We start from the raw sequence: 18,406 nt of genomic DNA on the forward strand, positions 1-18,406 counted from the left end.
TTTTTGCTTTGTGCCTGGTTACGCCTGGTCCGGCAGCAGCTCGCCGAGCGAGCGGATGATGCGGTCGGGCCTGATCGTCGAGCCTTCGGGCAGGCCGTCGCCATGCACGTCCATCCAGATCGAGTAGATGCCGAGACGCTGGGGCGTCACGACTTCCCATTCGAGGTTGTCGCCGATCATCCAGGTGTCCTCGGCGGTGACGCCGAGCGCCTCCATCGCATGCAGATAGGCACGCTCCTCGGGCTTGCCGAAGCCGTGCTCGCCCTCGATCTGGATGTGGTGGAAGCGGTGCGCCAGCTCGAAGCGCTCGACCTTGGCGCGCTGCATGTCCGCTGCGCCGTTGGTGACCAGCGCGAGCTTGATGCCGAGCGCCTTGAACCGGTCGATCGCCTCATGCGCGCCGGGAAACACGAACATCTCCTCCTCGCGATAGGCGGTGAAGCGGTCGGCGAGGCGAATGGCGAGGTCGTCGGGCAGGGCACGATGGCCGGCCGCCGCGAGCGCCGCAAAGCCGCCCTTGACCGTGAGGTGCCGCGCCTCGGCGAGCTTCATTCGCCATGCGGCTTCCGCGTTCGCCCAGAAGTTTCGCGCGAAAGCCAGCACCGCGGCGGCGACCTGCGGCGGCGGCAGCGGCGCCAGCTCCTCGGCAAACTCGTTCGCGATGGTGTTCCAGGCGATCTCGGGCCGGCCATAGGCCGACAGGATGGTGTCGTCCATGTCGATCAGCATGGCGCGCGGCAGCGGCCTCACAGCGGGCTTCATTGTCATGGCCACTTCACCTCCGGCGGCAGCGACGACAGGATCGAGTCCACATTGCCGCCGGTCTTGAGGCCGAAGATGGTGCCACGGTCGTAGAGCAGGTTGAATTCGACGTAGCGGCCGCGCCGGATCAATTGCTCCTCGCGATCCGCAGCGGTCCAGGCGCTCGCGAAATTGCGCCGCACGATCTCGGGATAGATCCTCAGGAAAGCGCGGCCGACGTCCTGGGTGAAGGCGAGGTCGGCGTCCCAGTCGCCGCTGTCGTGCCAGTCGTAGAAGATGCCGCCGATGCCGCGCGCCTCTCTCCGGTGCGGCAGGTAGAAATACTCGTCGCACCATTTCTTGTACTTGTCGTAATCGGCAACGCCGCTCGGCTGCGCGCAGGCCTGTTTCATCGCCGCGTGGAAGGCGATCGTGTCGGGGTCCTCCTGCGTCCGCCTGTGGTCGAGCACCGGCGTGAGGTCGGCGCCGCCGCCGAACCAGGCCTTGGTGGTGACGACGAAGCGGGTGTTCATGTGCACGGCGGGCACGTTCGGATTGCGCATATGCGCGATCAGCGAGATGCCGGAGGCCCAGAAATTCGGGTCTTCCGCGGCGCCCGGGATCTGTGCGCGAAACTCGGGCGCGAACTCGCCGTGAACGGTCGAGCAGTGCACGCCGACCTTCTCGAACAGACGGCCATGCATCATCGACATCATCCCGCCACCGCCGGCCGCGCCGGTATGATCGGTGCGCTGCCAGGGCGTACGCTTGAAGCGACCGGCCTCGCCGGGATGGAGCGCTTGCGGCGCCTCATCCTCGAGCCGCTCGAAGCTTGCGCAGATGTCGTCGCGCAAGGTTTCGAACCAGGCGCGGGCGCGGGTCTTGCGGTCTTCGATTTTCGTAACGTCCATCTGCATTCCCGGTCGCGTCCTATCTGATGCCGAGCGATTTGTGCGTCTGCACGCTGAGCCGCCATTGCGGATGGCGCAGGCAGTAGTCGATCGCCCGTGCAGTGTTCTGGGCGACCTCCGGCCCGTCCATCGGCTGCAGCGAGAAGCGCTCGAAGGCGAGGCCTTCGAAGGCTTCGGGCTCGGCCAGCGCCTGGGGATAGACCAGCTTCAGCTCGTGGCCCTGGCGGAGGACCAGTTCGCTGCCGCCCTTGGGGCTGACGCAGATCCAGTCGAGACCCTCCGGCGCGGCGATCGTGCCGTTGGTCTCGACGCCGATCTCGAAGCCGCGGGCGTGCAGCGCTTCGATCAGTTCGGCGTCGACCTGGAGCAGCGGCTCGCCGCCGGTCAGCACCACGTAGCGGTTGCCGGTTGAGGCGGTCCATTGCGCGGCAATGGTGTCCGCGAGTTCCGCGGCCGAGGCGTAGCGGCCGCCGAGCGTGCCGTCGGTGCCGACGAAATCCGTATCGCAGAACCTGCAGGTCGCGTGCTGACGGTCGGCCTCGCGCCCGCTCCAGAGGTTGCAGCCGGCAAAACGGCAGAACACGGACGCGCGCCCGGCATGTGCGCCTTCGCCTTGCAGGGTCAGGAAGATTTCCTTGACCGCGTAACTCAATCGTCTCTCCTCAACCTGTCAGACTTCACCCGTCAGGCTTCACCTGTCAGGCCTGCGGGTTCCGGATCTGCCGCAGCGCCTCGCCTGCGGCCATGGCCGCGCTCATCGCCACGTTGAGTGACCGCAGCCCCGTCTTGATCGGGATCACCAGATGCGCATCTGCGGCCTGGACCACCGCGTCGGTGACGCCGGCGCTCTCGCGCCCGAATAGCAGGATGTCCGACCTCTGGTAACGAAAATCGCGGTAGTCGGTCGCAGCCTTGGTGGTGAACAGCAACAGCCGGCAGCCCTGTGCCGCGCGCCAGTCCTCGAATCTCGCCCAGGAGTCATGGCGGGTGAGCCTGACATGGTCGAGGTAATCCATTCCCGCCCGGCGGAACAAGCGGTCGGAGACGGGGAAGCCCGCAGGTTCGATGATATGGGCGGCCATGTCCAGACAAGCGCAAAGCCTGAGAATCGTGCCAGTGTTCTGAGCGATGTCAGGCTGGAAAAGCGCTATCTGCATGGGCGGTGCAAGGGCTGTATCGGGGGGCAGGGCGGGCCGGAAATGTCTCAATAAAACATCGCCCGCCCGGGAATTCGTGCATGGCACGCTCCCACGCCGTTAGCGGGCTTGCGCTCGCCCGGCAAGGGTGCCAATAGAACGATTCTGGACTGCTGTTTCACCCGTTTAGAGGTGAACAAGCCAAGTTCTGCCGCCGCGGGGGGCCGCGGGCGCCGGCAGCCTTTCCGGGGACCTCTTGGGCGCCCCTCGGAGCGGTTCCACCGGTAGCACAAGAAGAAAGGGTTGGAATCGTGACGACAGCGTCTTCGGCGGACCATCCGACACGCCGTGATTTCTTATTCGTTGCAACGGGGGCAGCTGCAGCAGTAGGGGGCGCGGCTGCGCTCTGGCCCTTCATCTCCCAGATGAATCCTGATGCCTCGACCATCGCCGCCGGTGCGCCGATCGAGGTCGATCTCAGCCCGATCGCAGAGGGCCAGGACATCAAGGTGTTCTGGCGCGGCAAGCCGATCTACATCAGCCACCGCACCAAGAAGCAGATCGACGAGGCGCGCGCCGTCAACGTGGCGAGCCTGCCCGATCCGCAGACCGACGAAGCCCGCGTCAAATCCGGCCACGAGCAGTGGCTCGTCGTGATCGGCATCTGCACCCATCTCGGCTGCATCCCGATCGCCCATGAAGGCAATTACGACGGGTTCTTCTGCCCCTGCCATGGTTCGCAGTACGATTCGTCCGGCCGCATCCGCCAGGGGCCCGCGCCCTTGAACCTGCTGGTTCCGCCGTACCAGTTCGTTTCCGACACCAAAATCCAGATCGGCTGAGCTTCGGACTTTCGTCCGAAGCTTCGCGCCGTCTCGTCGTACTATTTCCTCAGGATCGCATCATGAGCGGACCATCCGACTACCAGCCGAGCAACCCGGCCCTGCAATGGATCGAGCGGCGTCTGCCGATCTTTGGTCTCATGCACTCCTCCTTCGTCGCCTATCCCACTCCGCGCAACCTGAACTATTGGTGGACCTTCGGCGCCATCCTTTCCTTCATGCTGGGGATGCAGATCCTGACCGGCGTGATCCTGGCGATGCACTACACGCCGAATGCCGATCTCGCCTTCAAGTCGGTCGAGCTGATCGTCCGCGACGTGAACTACGGCTGGCTGCTGCGCAACATGCATGCGGTCGGCGCCTCGATGTTCTTCGTCGCGGTCTATGTCCATATGTTCCGCGGCCTCTACTACGGGTCGTACAAGGAGCCGCGCGAGGTGCTGTGGATCCTCGGCGTCATCATCTACCTCCTGATGATGGCGACCGGTTTCATGGGCTACGTGCTGCCGTGGGGCCAGATGAGCTTCTGGGGTGCTACCGTCATCACCAACCTGTTCTCCGCCGTTCCCTATGTCGGCGAGAGCATCGTGACGCTGCTGTGGGGCGGCTATTCGGTCGGCAACCCCACGCTGAACCGCTTCTTCTCGCTGCATTATCTGTTGCCCTTCGTGATCGCGGGCGTCGTCGTGCTGCACGTCTGGGCGCTGCACGTCGCGGGTCAGAACAATCCTGACGGCGTCGAGCCGAAGACGGAAAAGGACACGGTGCCGTTCACGCCGCATGCCACCATCAAGGACATGTTCGGCGTCACCTGCTTCATGCTGCTGTACGCCTGGTTCATCTTCTACATGCCGAACTATCTCGGCGACGCCGACAACTACATTCCGGCGAACCCGGGCGTGACGCCGCCGCACATCGTGCCGGAATGGTATTACCTGCCGTTCTACGCGATCCTGCGCTCGATCCCGAACAAGCTCGCCGGCGTCATCGCGATGTTCGGGGCGATCATCATCCTTGCCTTCCTGCCCTGGCTCGACAGCGCCAGGACGAGGTCGTCGAAGTACCGTCCGCTCGCCAAGCAGTTCTTCTGGATCTTCGTCGTGGTCTGCATCCTGCTCGGCTATCTCGGCGCGCAGCCGCCGGAGGGCATCTACGTCGTTGCCGGCCGGGTCCTGACGGTGTGCTACTTCGCCTACTTCCTGATCGTGCTGCCGTTGCTCGCGCGTATCGAGAAGCCGCGGCCAGTCCCGAACTCGATTTCGGATGCGGTCCTGGCCAAGACCGGCAGCAGGTCGACACCGATGGTCTCGACCGCGATCGTGCTGGCGCTCGCCGGTTCGCTGTTCGTGGGCTCGATCGACAGCGCGAAAGCGTCTGAAGGCAGCGATACGCCGCCGGGCAACAAATGGTCGTTCTCGGGCCCTTTCGGCAAGTATGATCGCGGCGCGCTGCAGCGCGGGCTGAAGGTCTACAAGGAGGTCTGCTCCAGCTGCCACGGCCTGTCCTACATCGCCTTCCGCAACCTCGCGGAAGCCGGCGGCCCCGGCTATTCGGTGGCGCAGGCGGCGGCGTTCGCCTCCGACTACAAGATCAAGGACGGTCCGAACGATGCGGGCGACATGTTCGAGCGTCCGGGCCGGCCGGCGGATTATTTCCCTTCGCCATTCCCGAACGAACAGGCCGCGCGTGCCGCGAACGGCGGCGCGGCGCCGCCCGACCTGTCGCTGATCACCAAGGCGCGCTCCTACAAGCGCGGCTTCCCCTGGTTCATCTTCGACTTCTTTACCCAGTACCAGGAGCAGGGTCCGGACTACGTGGCGGCCGTGCTGCAGGGGTTCGAGGACAAGGTGCCGGAGGGCGTCACAATCCCAGAGGGCTCCTACTACAACAGGTACTTCCCGGGCCACGCCATCAAGATGCCGAAGCCGCTGAGCGACGGCCAGGTGACCTATGACGACGGCTCGCCGACCACGGTCGCGCAGTACGCCAAGGACGTCACCACGTTCCTGATGTGGACCGCCGAGCCGCACATGGAAGCGCGCAAGAGGCTCGGCTTCCAGGTCTTCGTGTTCCTGATCATCTTCGCGGGCCTGATGTACTTCACCAAGAAGAAGGTCTGGGCCGACTCGCACTGAGCGGCGCGCGCCGAGACGAGAAATGAAAGAGCCCCCGCGAGGGGGCTTTTTTGTTGGCGTCGCCGGTGTCCCGGACGCGCTGCAGCGTGCAACGCTGCTGCGCAGAGCCGGGACCCAGCGTACTCATGGGCTGGGCCCCGGATCAGCAACGCACCGCGCCGCGAAGGGCGGCGCGCTGCATTGCATCCGGGGCACGAGAGTGTGTTGTTTGGCGCGATTGCCTATCTGCCGCTCACCCGCCAAAATACCGCCAATCGCTCCCTCAGAAACTCATCGGAGGACACCATGGGAACCGCCATCACCTTCAAGCGCCCGGACGGCAAGGACGCCTCGGGCTATCTCGCCAACGCCGCGCGCGGCAACGCGCCGGGCGTGGTCGTGATCCAGGAATGGTGGGGCTTGTCGGACCAGATCAAGGGCCTGTGCGACCGCTTTGCGCTGGCCGGCTTCGACGCGCTGGCGCCCGATCTCTACAAGGGCAAGGTGGTGCCCTATCACGACACGGAGAGCGCCAACAAGGAGATGAACTCGCTCGACTTCATGGACGCCACCACGCAGACCGTGCGCGGCGCCGCGCAATATCTGTCGCGCAACGGCGCCAAGGTCGGGCTGACAGGCTTCTGCCTCGGCGGCGCCGTGACCATCATCGGCGCGACCAAGATCCCGGAGCTTGCGGCCGGCGTCGTGTTCTACGGCATCCCGCCGGAGCAGGCCGCCAAGCCCGCCGACGTCAAGATCCCGCTCCAGGCCCATTTCGCCAACAAGGACGATTGGTGCACGCCGGAGCTGGTCAACGGCTTCGAGAAGGCCATGAAGGCCGCCGGCAAGTCGCTGGAGCTGTTCCGCTATGACGCCGAGCACGCCTTCGTCAACGAGCAGCGCCAGGCCGTGCACGATCGCGAAGCCGCCGAGCTCGCCTGGGGCCGGGCGACGGAGTTTTTCCGGAAGCATCTGGGGTAGGGGCGTGCCCGACCGATGCGAGAACAACAGGCGTCGGGAGCGCGAGGTGTCTTCGCGATCCCGGAGGAGCACAGGGCGGCCGTTCGCGAGGATCTCGATCAAGCTGAGCGCGGCGAGTTTTGCCAGCGATGCCGAGATGGTGGCACTTCTGGAAGAAGTGTGGCCTCTGACCCGCAGCCCGGCCGCCCTTGACGCCGCCCCCGGGCCATGGTGAGTATCGCCCCCCATGAGCACCGCCCTCCGCCCAGCCCGTCTTTGGTGGCGCGCCTCCTGAAGAGGTGGCCGGTGCGATTTCTTTTCCCAAAATCGTCTGAGGTCGCCAACGCAGTGCGGCGGCCCGATCGTTTGTCCTGTGTGGCGTTCCCTCGGCAAGTTTCGTAAGAGGACGACATGAACAGGACAGTCTTTGCCCTTCCGGCCAGAAGCGACTACGCGACCCGTGCGGGTCTTGCGATCACGCGCGTGGCGGAGCAGTTTACCGGTGGCGCGAACCGGCTCGACGACCTGATCAATCTGCTCGACCGCCGCCGGGGCGTAGTGCTGTCCTCGGGCACGACGGTGCCGGGCCGCTACGAGAGTTTCGATCTCGGCTTTTCCGACCCGCCGCTCAAGCTCGAGACCACGGGAGTCGATTTCAAGCTCGAAGCGCTCAACGCGCGAGGAGAGGTGCTGATCGTCTTCCTCGGCGACGTCCTGCGCGAGCCCTGCGTCGTGATCTCCGAGAAGACGGCGACGCGCCTTGCCGGCCACATCGTCCGTGGCGATGCGCCGGTCGAGGAGGATCAGCGCACGCGGCGCGCCAGCGTGATGTCGCTGGTGCGCGACATCATCGCCGCTTTCTCCGCCAATGACGACGGGCTGCTCGGCCTGTTCGGCGCCTTCGCCTACGACCTCGTCTTCCAGATCGAGGACCTCGTGCAGAAGCGCCCGCGCGAGGCCGACCAGCGCGATATCGTGTTGTACGTGCCGGATCGCCTGCTGGCCTATGACCGTGCCACCGGCCGCGGCGTCGTGCTTGCCTACGACTTCGCCTGGAAGGGCAAATCTACCGATGGCCTGCCGCGCGAGACCGCCGACAGCCCGTATATGAAGACACCGCGCCAGGGCTTTGCCGATCACGCGCCTGGCGAATATCAAGCGACTGTCGAGACTGCGCGCGCCGCCTTTGCGCGGGGCGATCTGTTCGAAGCCGTGCCGGGCCAGCTGTTTGCCGAGCCCTGTGACCGCTCGCCTGCGGAGGTCTTCCAGCGGCTCTGCGTCATCAATCCGTCGCCCTACGGCGCGCTGATGAATCTCGGCGAGGGCGAATTCCTCGTCTCCGCTTCGCCGGAAATGTTCGTGCGCTCGGACGGCCGCCGGGTCGAGACCTGCCCGATCTCGGGCACGATCGCGCGCGGCACCGATGCGATCGGCGATGCCGAGCAGATCCGCCAGCTCCTGAACTCGGAGAAGGACGAGTTCGAGCTGAACATGTGCACCGACGTCGATCGCAATGACAAGGCGCGCGTCTGCGTCCCCGGCACGATCAAGGTGCTGGCGCGGCGGCAGATCGAGACCTATTCAAAGCTTTTCCATACGGTCGATCACGTCGAGGGCATGCTGCGGCCTGGCTTCGACGCCCTCGACGCCTTCCTGACCCATGCCTGGGCGGTGACCGTCACAGGCGCGCCCAAGCTCTGGGCGATGCAGTTCGTCGAGGATCACGAGCGCTCGCCGCGCCGCTGGTATGCCGGCGCGATCGGCGCGGTCAATTTCGACGGCAGCATCAACACCGGCCTCACCATCCGCACCATCCGCATGAAGGATGGCCTCGCCGAGGTCCGCGTCGGCGCCACCTGCCTGTTCGATTCCGATCCCGCCGCGGAAGACCGTGAGTGCCAGGTCAAGGCCGCAGCCCTGTTCCAGGCGCTGCGCGGCGATCCGCCGAAGCCACTGTCGACTTTCGCGCCCGACGCGACGGGTTCAGGCAAGCAGGTGCTGCTGATCGACCATGACGACAGCTTCGTGCACATGCTCGCCGATTATTTCCGCCAGGTAGGCGCCAGCGTCACCGTGGTCCGCTATGTGCATGCGCTCGACATGCTCAAGCAGAAGAGGTGGGATTTGCTGGTGCTGTCGCCCGGTCCCGGACGTCCCGAGGATTTCGGGATCAAGAAGACGATCGATGCGGCGCTGGAGAAGAAGCTGCCGGTGTTCGGCGTCTGCCTCGGCGTGCAGGCGATCGGCGAATATTTTGGCGGCGAGCTCGGCCAGCTCACCCATCCGGCGCACGGAAGGCCCTCGCGGGTGCAGGTGCGCGGCGGGCGCTTGATGCGCAATCTGCCGAACGAGATCGTCATCGGCCGCTATCACTCGCTGTTCGTCGAGCGCGACAGCATGCCGGAGGTGCTGTCCGTCACCGCCAGCACCGAGGACGGCGTCGCCATGGCGCTGGAGCACAAGACCCTGCCGGTTGCCGGCGTGCAATTCCACCCGGAATCGCTGATGTCGCTCGGTAATGAGGTGGGCTTGCGTATTGTTGAGAATGCGTTCCGGCTGGATGCGGGGACGAATTGAGTGCAGGATATTTCACCTCGTCATTCCGGGATGGTGCGCAAGCACCAGACCCGGAATCTCGAGATTCTCGGGTGCGCCATTGCGCACCGGAGTTCGATGCTGACGCATCGCCCCGGAATGACAACTGAGATGAGAAACGAATGACCTTCGACCACGACATCAAGGCGAGCGTCCGCACCATCCCCGACTATCCCAAGCCGGGCATCATGTTCCGCGACATCACCACCCTGCTCGCGGACGCGCGCGCGTTCCGCCGCGCGGTGGACGAGCTCGTGAACCCCTGGGCCGGCAACAAGATCGACAAGGTTGCCGGCATGGAGGCGCGCGGCTTCATCATCGGCGGCGCTGTGGCGCACCAGCTCTCGGCCGGCTTCGTGCCGATCCGGAAGAAGGGCAAGTTGCCGCACACCACCGTGCGCATCGCCTATTCGCTGGAATATGGCATCGACGAGATGGAGATGCATGTCGACGCGATCCAGCCCGGCGAGCGCGTGATCCTGGTCGATGATCTCATCGCCACCGGCGGCACCGCGGAAGGCGCTGTGAAGCTGCTGCGCCAGATCGGCGCCAACGTCGTCGCCGCCTGCTTCATCATCGACCTGCCCGAGCTCGGCGGCGCCGCCAAGCTGCGCGCCATGGACGTGCCGGTGCGCACGCTGATGACGTTCGAGGGGCACTGAGCGGTGACGGGCGTGGCGCTCGGCCCGAACCTCATCCACCTCAAGACCGTTGCAGGATCAGGCTGAGCTCGAGTTCCCGGAAGGCGATATAGTTCCGCCGGGTCCACTGGTGCAGCTCGGTCGAGGAATCCTTTTCCTGGCGCAGATAACCGGTGAAGGAGAAGCTCAGCCGGTCGATATAGGTCTTGAGGAAACCGGGCAGCGCGGGCAAGCGGAACAGCCGGCCGCTGGCCATGGCGGGCGGCAGCTCGCCGCGCACGACATATTCGTTGTCCACCGTGATCAGGTTCATCCGCGGGATCTGCCCCCTCAGCATCTCATGCGCGCGGGCCGAGACGCGGTCGGTGTCGGCGACGAACAGGATCTGCGGTGCGACGTGCCGGCGCGCCGCTTCCTTCAATAGGCCGATCTCGTCGGTCATCTTGAAGAACTCGTCGAAGGCGTGGAAGCCGAGGTCGATCACCTTGGCGAGGCCATCGTCGACGATGACGCGGTCCATCAGCTGCATCTTGCCGTAGGTGTCGATCACGTCCGCGGTTTCCGTGATCTTCGGCAGATAGTCGAGCAGCGACGGCTCCTTCAGGTTGACGTCGAAGGCTGCGACGTTGCCGTTCTTGAGCAGCAGGAATTCGCTGAGCAGCCGCGCCAGCAGGGTCTTGCCGACCTGCGGGCGGGGCGAACAGATGATGTAGACGGGCGTTGCGGGCATCGACAGCTATATCAGGCCAAGTCAGCGCCCAATCCAGCCGTATCAGCCCCGGCTTCGCAACTATTTTTCGCTGTTGCGGGTCACCGGTTTCGAGCCGACGATGTCGGTGAGGCGGATGCGGTCGAACTCGCTCCAGACGTTCGCCAGCCAGTGCCGGACATAGCCGCGCAGCACGAAGGAATAGTTCGCGGCTTCGTCGTTGATGCCCTTGTTGGCGACGAATTTCAGGAACGGGACGGAGGACACCTCGACCTGCTCATATGCCATTTCGTTGAGCTTGGGGATGGTCAGCTCGGTCGCGTCCTTGATGCGGTGGAAGTAGGAGTTGTAGGTGGCCTGGTCCCACTGGAAGAACTGGGTGTCGTTGATGAAGTTCTTCACCAGGAAATATTTTGCGCCGCTCATGAAGCCCGCGGTCTCGGCGATCTCCTCCAGCGAGGCGATCGAGGGGCCGAGGATATGGAACACCGCAAAGGTGATCTGGCCGGCCTTGGCGGCGTCGAGGAAACCGATGTCGCGCAGCGAGGCGAGGGCCGGCGAGAGCAGGCCGGCGCGGACGTCGATCACGGTCACCGACGGGCTGACGGCGTTGAGCGTGTCAAAGATCTTCATCTGGTCCGCCGTCGTCGTCATGTCGACGATCTCGGTGATGTCGGGGTGGAAGCGCTTCAGGGTTCCGCGCGGGGATTCCGTGTCGAACGCGCGCGTCGGCACGTTGTTGGCCGAGAAATAATCGAGCAAGGTCCGCGATACCGTGGTCTTGCCGACCCCGCCCTTGTCCGCCCCCACCACAACCACTGCCGGCTTTGCCATTGCTGTCCCCTAACGCGCGCCCCCGATCGCGAGGTCGCAATCGGCCGGGCCCCAAATCGATGTCCCAAAGATGGTCCCAAGTCTGCTGTTGGGCGCGAACATGGCAGAAACAAGGGAGAATTCAATTCCGCGGGCCCCAGTTAGGGCAATTCCCGAGGTTTTTCCTGATCGCTCGGAAACCCGCCGCGAGGAGCGGCAAATCACGCGCTCAATGGCGGCCCCAGGGTCCCATCGCATTGCCCGCCGGGGCTCCTGAGGGGCCTGGGGCCGGCACGGGCGGCGGTCCAGCCGGGTTGCCCGCGTCGTTCCACGGCCCATGCGGCAGCGGCGGCTGCGCATCCTGCGGGTTGGCCTGTGCCTCAGGTTGTTCCGTCTCGGGCCGATCCGTCTCTTCAACGGGGTCTGGCAGCCGACCGGGGTCGTGGCCGCCGGCGAACTTGACCAGCGCGTCGACCCGGGCCTGCACCGAGGGATGGGTTGCGAACAAATCGGCAAAGCCCTCGCGCGGATTGTCGACGCAGAGCTCCATCACCGCCGAGGTCGCGCCCGGCAGCTCGCCGCGGCCCTCGATCTTGCGCAACGCTGAGATCATGGCGTCGGGGTCCTTCGTCAGCTCGACGGAGCCGGCGTCGGCGAGAAATTCGCGCGACCGCGACAAAGCGAGCTTGACCACCTGGGACAGCAGCCAGGCCACCACGATCAGCACGATCGCGATGATGATCACGATCACTGCGCCGCCGCCGGAGTTCTTGCTGTCGCTCGATGACGAGGACGACCGGGACGAGGAGGAGCCCGAGGACCACGAGCCGCCGGAGCCGGAGCTCCAGTTGAAGTTCGTGAACAGGCGGAAGAACAATTCGCCGAAGAATCCGACCACGCCGGCGATGATGACGGCAACGACCATGAGCTGCACGTCGCCGTTCTTGATGTGGGTCAGCTCGTGGCCCAGCACCGCCTCGATCTCCTTGTCGTTCAGCGCGGCGAGGAGACCGGTGGTGACTGTGATGGAATATTGCCGCGGATTGAGCCCGGTCGCGAACGCGTTCAGCGCCGGGCTCTCCATGATCTTCAGCTTCGGCATGGTGATGCCGCGCGAGATGCAGAGGTTTTCCAGCAGATTGTAGAGCCGCGGCTGCTCCTGCCGGGTCACGTCGTGGCCGCCGGTCACGGCATCGATCATCGACTGGTGGAAGAAATAGGCGATCACGATCCAGAGCGCCGCCGCAATTGTCGCAAACGGCGCGGCCTTGAGCAGGTCGGCGAAGGCGCGGCTCAGATAGAAGGCGACCGTGCCATTGCCGTCGATGACGACCTCGGCGACCAGCGCGCCGGCATAGACCAGCACGTAAACGAGCATGAACAGGCCGGCGAGCAGCAGCATCGAACGAAACTTGTTCGAGGCGATGTGCGTGTAGAGACCATACGCGGCCATGACGCGTCTTCGTCAAAGTCCGTCGTTCCGGGGCACGCCGAAGGCGTGAACCCGGAACCTCGAGATTCCGGTTTCGTCGCTTTGCGACGCCCCGGAATGACGGAGAAAAGCAATGGGCATGTCAGGCAATCAGAACTTCACCTGCGGCGCCGCCTCGATCTCGGTACGGCTGGCGCCGAGATCGAAGAAGTCCTTCCTGGTGAAGCCGAACATGCCGGCGAACAGGGCGGCGGGCATCTGCTGGATGCCGGTGTTGTATTCCTGGACCGCGTTGTTGAAGAAACGGCGGCTCGCCGCGATCTTGTTCTCGAGGTCGGAGAGCTCGGATGCGAGCTGCTGGAAATTGGCGTTGGCCTTGAGATCCGGATAGGCCTCCGACAACGCGATCAGCCGGCCGAGTGCGCCGGACAACTGGTTCTCGGCCGCGGACACCTGCGCCGGTCCCTGTGCCGACATCGCCGAATTGCGTGCCTTGATGACGTCGTCGAGCGTGCCGCGCTCATGCGAAGCATAGCCCTTCACGGTCTCGACCAGGTTCGGGACCAGATCGTGGCGCTGCTTGAGCTGCACGTCGATATCGGCAAAGGCCTGGCCGACGCGCTGGCTCAGCGCCACAAGGCGGTTGTAGGCGCTGAAGGCGAACAGCACGAGGACGACGATGACGCCGAGAACGATCCAGCCGGTCGACATGGAGGACTCCTGAAGAGGGAAGAAGGCGGGCGCTAGGGTAGACCAAATTGGCGCGAAGCGAGAGCCCGGCGCAGAGGGGAGGTAGGACTTGGTCGAACGGGAAGCTGCCCGAGTTCAAGGCAAAAGCGGGTGACGAGGTTAACTTTCGGCAATGACGGCGTCGCCCCAGCGCCAGCGCCGCGCGCTTGCATAGGCGGCCTTGTCGCGTCGCGGGATCTTCGTCAGCGCGACACCTTCCTCGGTGCAGAGCTTTGCCGTGATCTCGGCCTTGCCGACAACCGGCGGCGCCAGCACGCGCGCCGCGCGCGTGGCAGGCGGGGTACGGGTCAGGGCGACGTAGATGAAGCGCTCGTCCTCGAATGGTACCTCGGCGCCCTTGATCTGGCGGTGCGCCTGCGAGCGCGGCAGGCGCTGGCTGAAATGGCACCAGTCGGGCGCGACGAGCGGGCAGGGCTTCTCGTACGGGCAGGGCGCGGCGACGTAGGCGCCGGCCGCGATCAGCTGCTGGCGCAGTGCGATGATGCGGGCGTAGCCGGCGGGCGTGCCGGGCTCGATCACGACCAGCGCGTGGCGGGCCTTCGCCCACATGGCATCCGTGAGCTTGCGCTGATCGGCCTCGCTGAGCTCGCCGATGATGTAGCTCGCAACGACGAGATCGGCCTGTGACACCTCGGCGAGATTTCCGCCGGCGTCCCCCGGCAGATAGCGGCACTCCGCGAGGCGCGAGCTGCCGCGTGCCAGATCGAGCGCGAGCCGGCTCAGGGTGGCGTTGGCGTCGAGCAGGGTAAAGTCCTGCAGCGACGGAAACGCCTCCGCGGCGGCCCAGCTCGCGGTCCCCGGACCGGCGCCGACGTCGAGCAGCGTCTCCGGGGCGAGGCTTGGTGCGATCTCGGTGAGTGCGTTCAGGCTCGCGGCGACGGCCGCGTAGGTCGCCGGCATGCGCGCAAGTGCGTAGGCGAGGGCATCAGCTTCGGACTTGATCGTGCCGGAGCCGCCGCCGGCGCGATAGGTGGTCGAGATCTTCTCGGAGCGCTGTGCCGCGTCGGTACGCGAGAAGCCCTGGAGCTTGCCGTCGAGGACGGCTTTCAGTTCGGCCGGAAGGGTGGGTGAGATCATGTTGGCCCACCGTCATGCCGGGGCGCGACGAAGTCGCGAACCCGGGAGTTCGAGATTGCAGCGCGAGATTCCGGGTTCTCGCTGCGCGAGCCCCGGAATGACGCCGGAGATATCACGCCACGTTCTGGTCGAGGATCTCCACCGCCTCTTGCAGGCTGACCGACACCAGCTGCGAGACGCCGCGCTCGGCCATGGTGACGCCGAACAGGCGGTTCATCCGCGCCATCGTGATCGGGTTATGGGTGATGATGATGAAGCGCGTGTCGGTCGAGCCGGTCATCTCGTGCAGCAGGTTGCAGTACCGTTCGACGTTGTGGTCGTCGAGCGGCGCGTCGACTTCGTCCAGCACGCAGATCGGCGAGGGGTTGGTGAGGAACACCGCGAAGATCAGCGCCATCGCGGTCAGCGCCTGCTCGCCGCCCGAGAGCAACGACAGCGTCTGCGGCTTCTTGCCCGGCGGCTTGGCGATGATTTCGAGACCGGCTTCCAGCGGGTCGTCGCTCTCGATCAGGTGCAGCGCGGCCTCGCCGCCGCCGAACAGCTCGACGAACAGGCGCTTGAAGTGGTTGTTGACGACCTCGAACGAGGTCAGCAGCCGTTCGCGCGCCTCCTTGTTGAGGCTCTGGATGCCCTGGCGGAGCCGCTTGATGGCTTCGACCAGGTCGTCGCGCTCGGTGACGAGGCCGGTGTGCTGGGTCTCGACCTCGCGCAGCTCTTCCTCGGCGCGCAGGTTTACCGCGCCGAGGCGCTCGCGGTCGCGGCGCATCTTCTCGAGATCTTCCTCGATGTCGTGCAGCGGCGGCAGCTCGGCGCCGGGCTCGATCTCGGCAAGGCCGGCAACGGCCTGCGGCTCGACCTCGAGCATGTCGCGGATCTCGCGCTCAATGTCCTCCAGCCGCCGGCGGGCGCCTTCCATGCGCTCCTCGGCGCGGGCGGTGGCCTCGCGGGCGCTGGAGAGTGCTTCCAGCGTCAGCTTGGCGACGCGGTCGGTCTCGGCCATCGCGCTTTCGGCGGTAGCGAGCGCGTCGGCGGCCATGCGGCGGTCGTTCTCGGCGTATTCGATCTCGGTGATCAGCGCGCTGCGCTTCTCGGCAAACACGGCAGGCGCATTTTCGAGCTCGCTGCGCTCGATCGTGAGCTCGGCGATGCGGGCCTGGATGGTGTCGATATGGGAGGCTGCGCTCTCCTTGCGGTTCTGCCACTCGGTGCGCTCGGCGAGGATCGCCTGCACGCGGCGGTCGGCGAGCTCGGCTTCGCGCGCCAGCGCCTGCGCTTCGGCACGGACCTGGGCGGCCATGCGGCGGTGGCCTTCGATGTCGCTGCGGACGGCGGCGAGACGCGTCTCGGTGTCCTCGCTCGACGGCAGCTCGCTGATGCCGGCTTCGGCATATTCGTAGGCGGCCTCGGCTTCGGCACGGTCGGCGGCGAGGCGGCTGTGCGCTTCGGACAGCGTCGCCTTGCGCGCGGCATGGCGGCTGATCTCGCGCTCGGCGTTGGCATGGCGCTCACGCGCGACGTTCAGCTCGCGCTGCGCTGCGCGCCAGGCTTCGCGGCTGGCGCCTTCGGTGCTCGCGGCCATCTGTAGCTCGGACTCGGCGTTCTCCAGCGCCTGGCGCTTGATCTGCGCGTCGATGCGGGCCTGCTCCAGCTCGTTCTCGATGTCGACGAGGCGGGCGCGCTCGGCGAGGCGCCGCGCGGCGCCGGTCGGTGCATGCGCCGCCGCGACGAAGCCGTCCCAACGCCAGACGTCGCCCTCGGGCGAGACCAGCCGCTGGCCGGTCTTGAGCTGCGAGACCAGCCCGGCACCGCGCTCGCGCGGCACCACGCCGATCTGGGCCAGGCGTCGCGCCAGCTCGGCCGGTGCCTGCACGTGGCTCGCGAGCGGAACAGCGCCCTCGGGCAGCTCCGGATCGCCCTCGGTGTGGCCGACATTGGTCCAGCGCATCGGCGCCGACGGGTCGATCGGCGCATCGAGGTCGTCGCCCAGCGCGGCACCGATCGCCTTTTCAAACCCCTTGTCGACGGTGATGCCGTCGATGATCGGCGGCCACAGATTCTTGGTCTCGCCGTTGACGATCTTGGAGATCGTTCGGGCCTCGGTCTCGAGCCGCTGCACGCGCTTGTCGGCCTCGACCAGCGGGGAGCGGGAGGATTCCAGCGTCTGACGCGCCGCGAGATGGGCCGCTTCGCTCGCCTGCGCCGCGGCTTCCGAAGCGGCCAGCGTCTGCTCCGCGGTCTCGGCCAGAGCGGTCAGCTCGTCGAGGTCGCCGAAACCGCCGGTCTCGGCGGCAAGCTTCTGCTCTTCCGCGGTGACGTTCGCGATTTCCTGGTCGAGCCGGGCGAGCTTGTCGCGGTGGGTGCGGACATTGGCCTCGAGCTGGTTGCGCTTCGCCGTGAGGTCGGCGAGCGCGGTGGTGAGCTCGGCGAACTTCTGCTCGGTTTCGGTCAGCACCGCCTCGGCTTCGGCGACGCGTTCGTCGACGCCGGAGCGCTTCTCGACGCGCGACTTGATCTCTTCCTTCAACTCGGCGTCTTCTGCGTCGAGCCGCTGCAGGGCGACATCGGCGTCCATGGTCTGCTGCTGGGCGCGGGAGATGTCGCCTTCGAACTGCGCGAGGCGGCGCTCGAGCTCGGCGACGCGCTCCTTGGCGCGCTCTTCCTCGCGGTCGAGCTGCTCGCGGGCATTGGTCAGGCGCTGGAGCCCGGCCGCGGCGCGCGCTTCCGCATCGCGCAGCGCCGGCATCTCGGCGGCGCGGATGGCCTGGATGCGGGCGGCTTCGGCCTGGTGCTGGGTGCGCTCGGCCATCTCGCGCACGGCGAGATCATGGGTCTGCCCGGACTCGTTGACGTCGGCATGGGCGCCGATCCAGCGCAGATGGTACAGCGTGGCTTCGGCCTTGCGGACCTTGGCCGCGACCTCGCGATAGCGCACGGCCTGGCGGGCCTGCTTCTTCAGGCCCTCCACCTGGCCGGAGAGCTGGCCGATCACGTCCTCGACGCGGGTGAGGTTGGTTTCGGCCGCCTTCAGCCGCAGCTCGGCCTCGTGACGGCGGGCGTGCAGGCCGGCGACGCCGGCGGCGTCTTCCAGCACGCGGCGGCGCTGTTCCGGCTTGGCCTGGATGATCTCGCCGATCTTGCCCTGGTGGACGAGCGCCGGGGAGCGCGCGCCGGTGGCGGCGTCGGCGAACAGGATCTGCACGTCGCGGGCGCGCACGTCACGGCCGTTGATGCGATAGACCGAGCCGGCCTCGCGCTCGATGCGGCGGGAGACTTCCAGCAGCTGGCTGTCGTTCATCGCAGCCGGCGCGGTGCGATCGGCATTGTCGATCGTCATCGTCACTTCGGCGTGGTTGCGCGCCGGACGGTTGCCGGAGCCGGCGAAGATCACCGCGTCCATGTCGGCGGCGCGCAGCGACTTGTACGAGGTCTCGCCCATTGCCCAGCGCAGCGCCTCGACGAGATTCGACTTACCGCAACCGTTGGGACCGACCACGCCGGTCAGGCCGGGCTCGATGACGAAGTCCGTGGGCTCAACGAAGGACTTGAAGCCGTGAAGGCGCAGGCGGGTGATTTTCATAAACACGCATCTCTGTTGGCAGGCGCGAATCTCCCTGCCGGGACAATACCATGGAAGGCAATGTCGCTGTCTGGGTGAGTCGCGCGAGGCGGCTCATGCGGATGGACA

Annotated in this window: 15 protein-coding genes; 5 read left to right on the forward strand and 10 right to left on the reverse strand. The window is 66.1% G+C overall.

Annotated elements, in window-relative coordinates:
- Positions 1-18: 18 nt before the first annotated feature.
- The 4 genes from XH87_RS29075 to XH87_RS29090 are packed head-to-tail and all read right to left on the reverse strand — an operon-like array spanning position 19 to position 2,809.
- Positions 19-762 carry an HAD family hydrolase gene (locus XH87_RS29075; protein WP_442868336.1) on the reverse strand — a complete coding sequence of 248 codons (744 nt, stop codon included), beginning with the start codon at positions 760-762 and terminating at the stop codon, positions 19-21.
- Positions 763-764: 2 nt separating this feature from the next.
- On the reverse strand, positions 765-1,652 hold the full coding sequence (gene hemF, locus XH87_RS29080) for an oxygen-dependent coproporphyrinogen oxidase (RefSeq protein WP_271589881.1): 888 nt from the start codon (positions 1,650-1,652) through the stop codon (positions 765-767).
- 19 nt (positions 1,653-1,671) lie between these two features.
- Positions 1,672-2,304 carry a 7-carboxy-7-deazaguanine synthase gene (queE, locus tag XH87_RS29085; RefSeq protein ID WP_035699884.1) on the reverse strand — a complete coding sequence of 211 codons (633 nt, stop codon included), beginning with the start codon at positions 2,302-2,304 and terminating at the stop codon, positions 1,672-1,674.
- Positions 2,305-2,350: 46 nt separating this feature from the next.
- On the reverse strand, positions 2,351-2,809 hold the full coding sequence (locus XH87_RS29090; RefSeq protein ID WP_035699882.1) for a tRNA (cytidine(34)-2'-O)-methyltransferase: 459 nt from the start codon (positions 2,807-2,809) through the stop codon (positions 2,351-2,353).
- A gap of 290 nt (positions 2,810-3,099) precedes the next feature.
- On the opposite strand from XH87_RS29090, the gene petA reads away from it, so the two are divergent.
- The 5 genes from petA to XH87_RS29115 all read left to right on the forward strand — a co-directional run bounded on the left by petA (position 3,100) and on the right by XH87_RS29115 (position 9,961).
- Positions 3,100-3,630 carry a ubiquinol-cytochrome c reductase iron-sulfur subunit gene (petA, locus tag XH87_RS29095; RefSeq protein ID WP_271589882.1) on the forward strand — a complete coding sequence of 177 codons (531 nt, stop codon included), beginning with the start codon at positions 3,100-3,102 and terminating at the stop codon, positions 3,628-3,630.
- 62 nt (positions 3,631-3,692) lie between these two features.
- Entirely contained in the window at positions 3,693-5,765 is a 2,073-nt protein-coding gene (fbcH, locus tag XH87_RS29100; RefSeq protein ID WP_271589883.1) for a cytochrome b/c1, read from the forward strand.
- A gap of 285 nt (positions 5,766-6,050) precedes the next feature.
- The gene (locus tag XH87_RS29105) at positions 6,051-6,725 is read left to right on the forward strand and encodes a dienelactone hydrolase family protein (protein WP_158670283.1); all 675 of its coding nucleotides are present in this window, start codon (positions 6,051-6,053) and stop codon (positions 6,723-6,725) included.
- A 390-nt stretch (positions 6,726-7,115) separates the two neighbouring features.
- Entirely contained in the window at positions 7,116-9,281 is a 2,166-nt protein-coding gene (locus XH87_RS29110) for an anthranilate synthase component I (RefSeq protein WP_271589884.1), read from the forward strand.
- A gap of 140 nt (positions 9,282-9,421) precedes the next feature.
- Positions 9,422-9,961 (forward strand): adenine phosphoribosyltransferase, encoded by a 540-nt coding sequence (locus XH87_RS29115; protein ID WP_018323310.1) that lies wholly within the window; start codon positions 9,422-9,424, stop codon positions 9,959-9,961.
- Positions 9,962-10,001: 40 nt separating this feature from the next.
- On the opposite strand, the gene XH87_RS29120 is transcribed toward XH87_RS29115, so the two are convergent.
- The 6 genes from XH87_RS29120 to smc form a co-directional block, all read right to left on the reverse strand.
- Positions 10,002-10,670, reverse strand: a complete 669-nt coding sequence (locus tag XH87_RS29120) for a hypothetical protein (RefSeq protein WP_035699876.1) — start codon at positions 10,668-10,670, stop codon at positions 10,002-10,004.
- A 60-nt stretch (positions 10,671-10,730) separates the two neighbouring features.
- Entirely contained in the window at positions 10,731-11,483 is a 753-nt protein-coding gene (locus XH87_RS29125; protein WP_035699870.1) for a hypothetical protein, read from the reverse strand.
- Between the two features lie 208 nt (positions 11,484-11,691).
- Positions 11,692-12,915 carry a M48 family metallopeptidase gene (locus XH87_RS29130; protein ID WP_271589885.1) on the reverse strand — a complete coding sequence of 408 codons (1,224 nt, stop codon included), beginning with the start codon at positions 12,913-12,915 and terminating at the stop codon, positions 11,692-11,694.
- A 129-nt stretch (positions 12,916-13,044) separates the two neighbouring features.
- Complete coding sequence (locus XH87_RS29135; RefSeq protein ID WP_271589886.1) at positions 13,045-13,605, reverse strand: LemA family protein; 561 nt, start codon at positions 13,603-13,605, stop codon at positions 13,045-13,047.
- A gap of 138 nt (positions 13,606-13,743) precedes the next feature.
- Positions 13,744-14,721: a small ribosomal subunit Rsm22 family protein gene (locus tag XH87_RS29140; protein WP_271589887.1), complete on the reverse strand. Its 978-nt coding sequence runs from the start codon at positions 14,719-14,721 to the stop codon at positions 13,744-13,746.
- A 112-nt stretch (positions 14,722-14,833) separates the two neighbouring features.
- On the reverse strand, positions 14,834-18,298 hold the full coding sequence (gene smc / locus XH87_RS29145; protein WP_271589888.1) for a chromosome segregation protein SMC: 3,465 nt from the start codon (positions 18,296-18,298) through the stop codon (positions 14,834-14,836).
- Positions 18,299-18,406 lie beyond the last annotated feature (108 nt).

The organism is Bradyrhizobium sp. CCBAU 53415 (assembly GCF_028128735.1).
GTDB lineage: Bacteria > Pseudomonadota > Alphaproteobacteria > Rhizobiales > Xanthobacteraceae > Bradyrhizobium.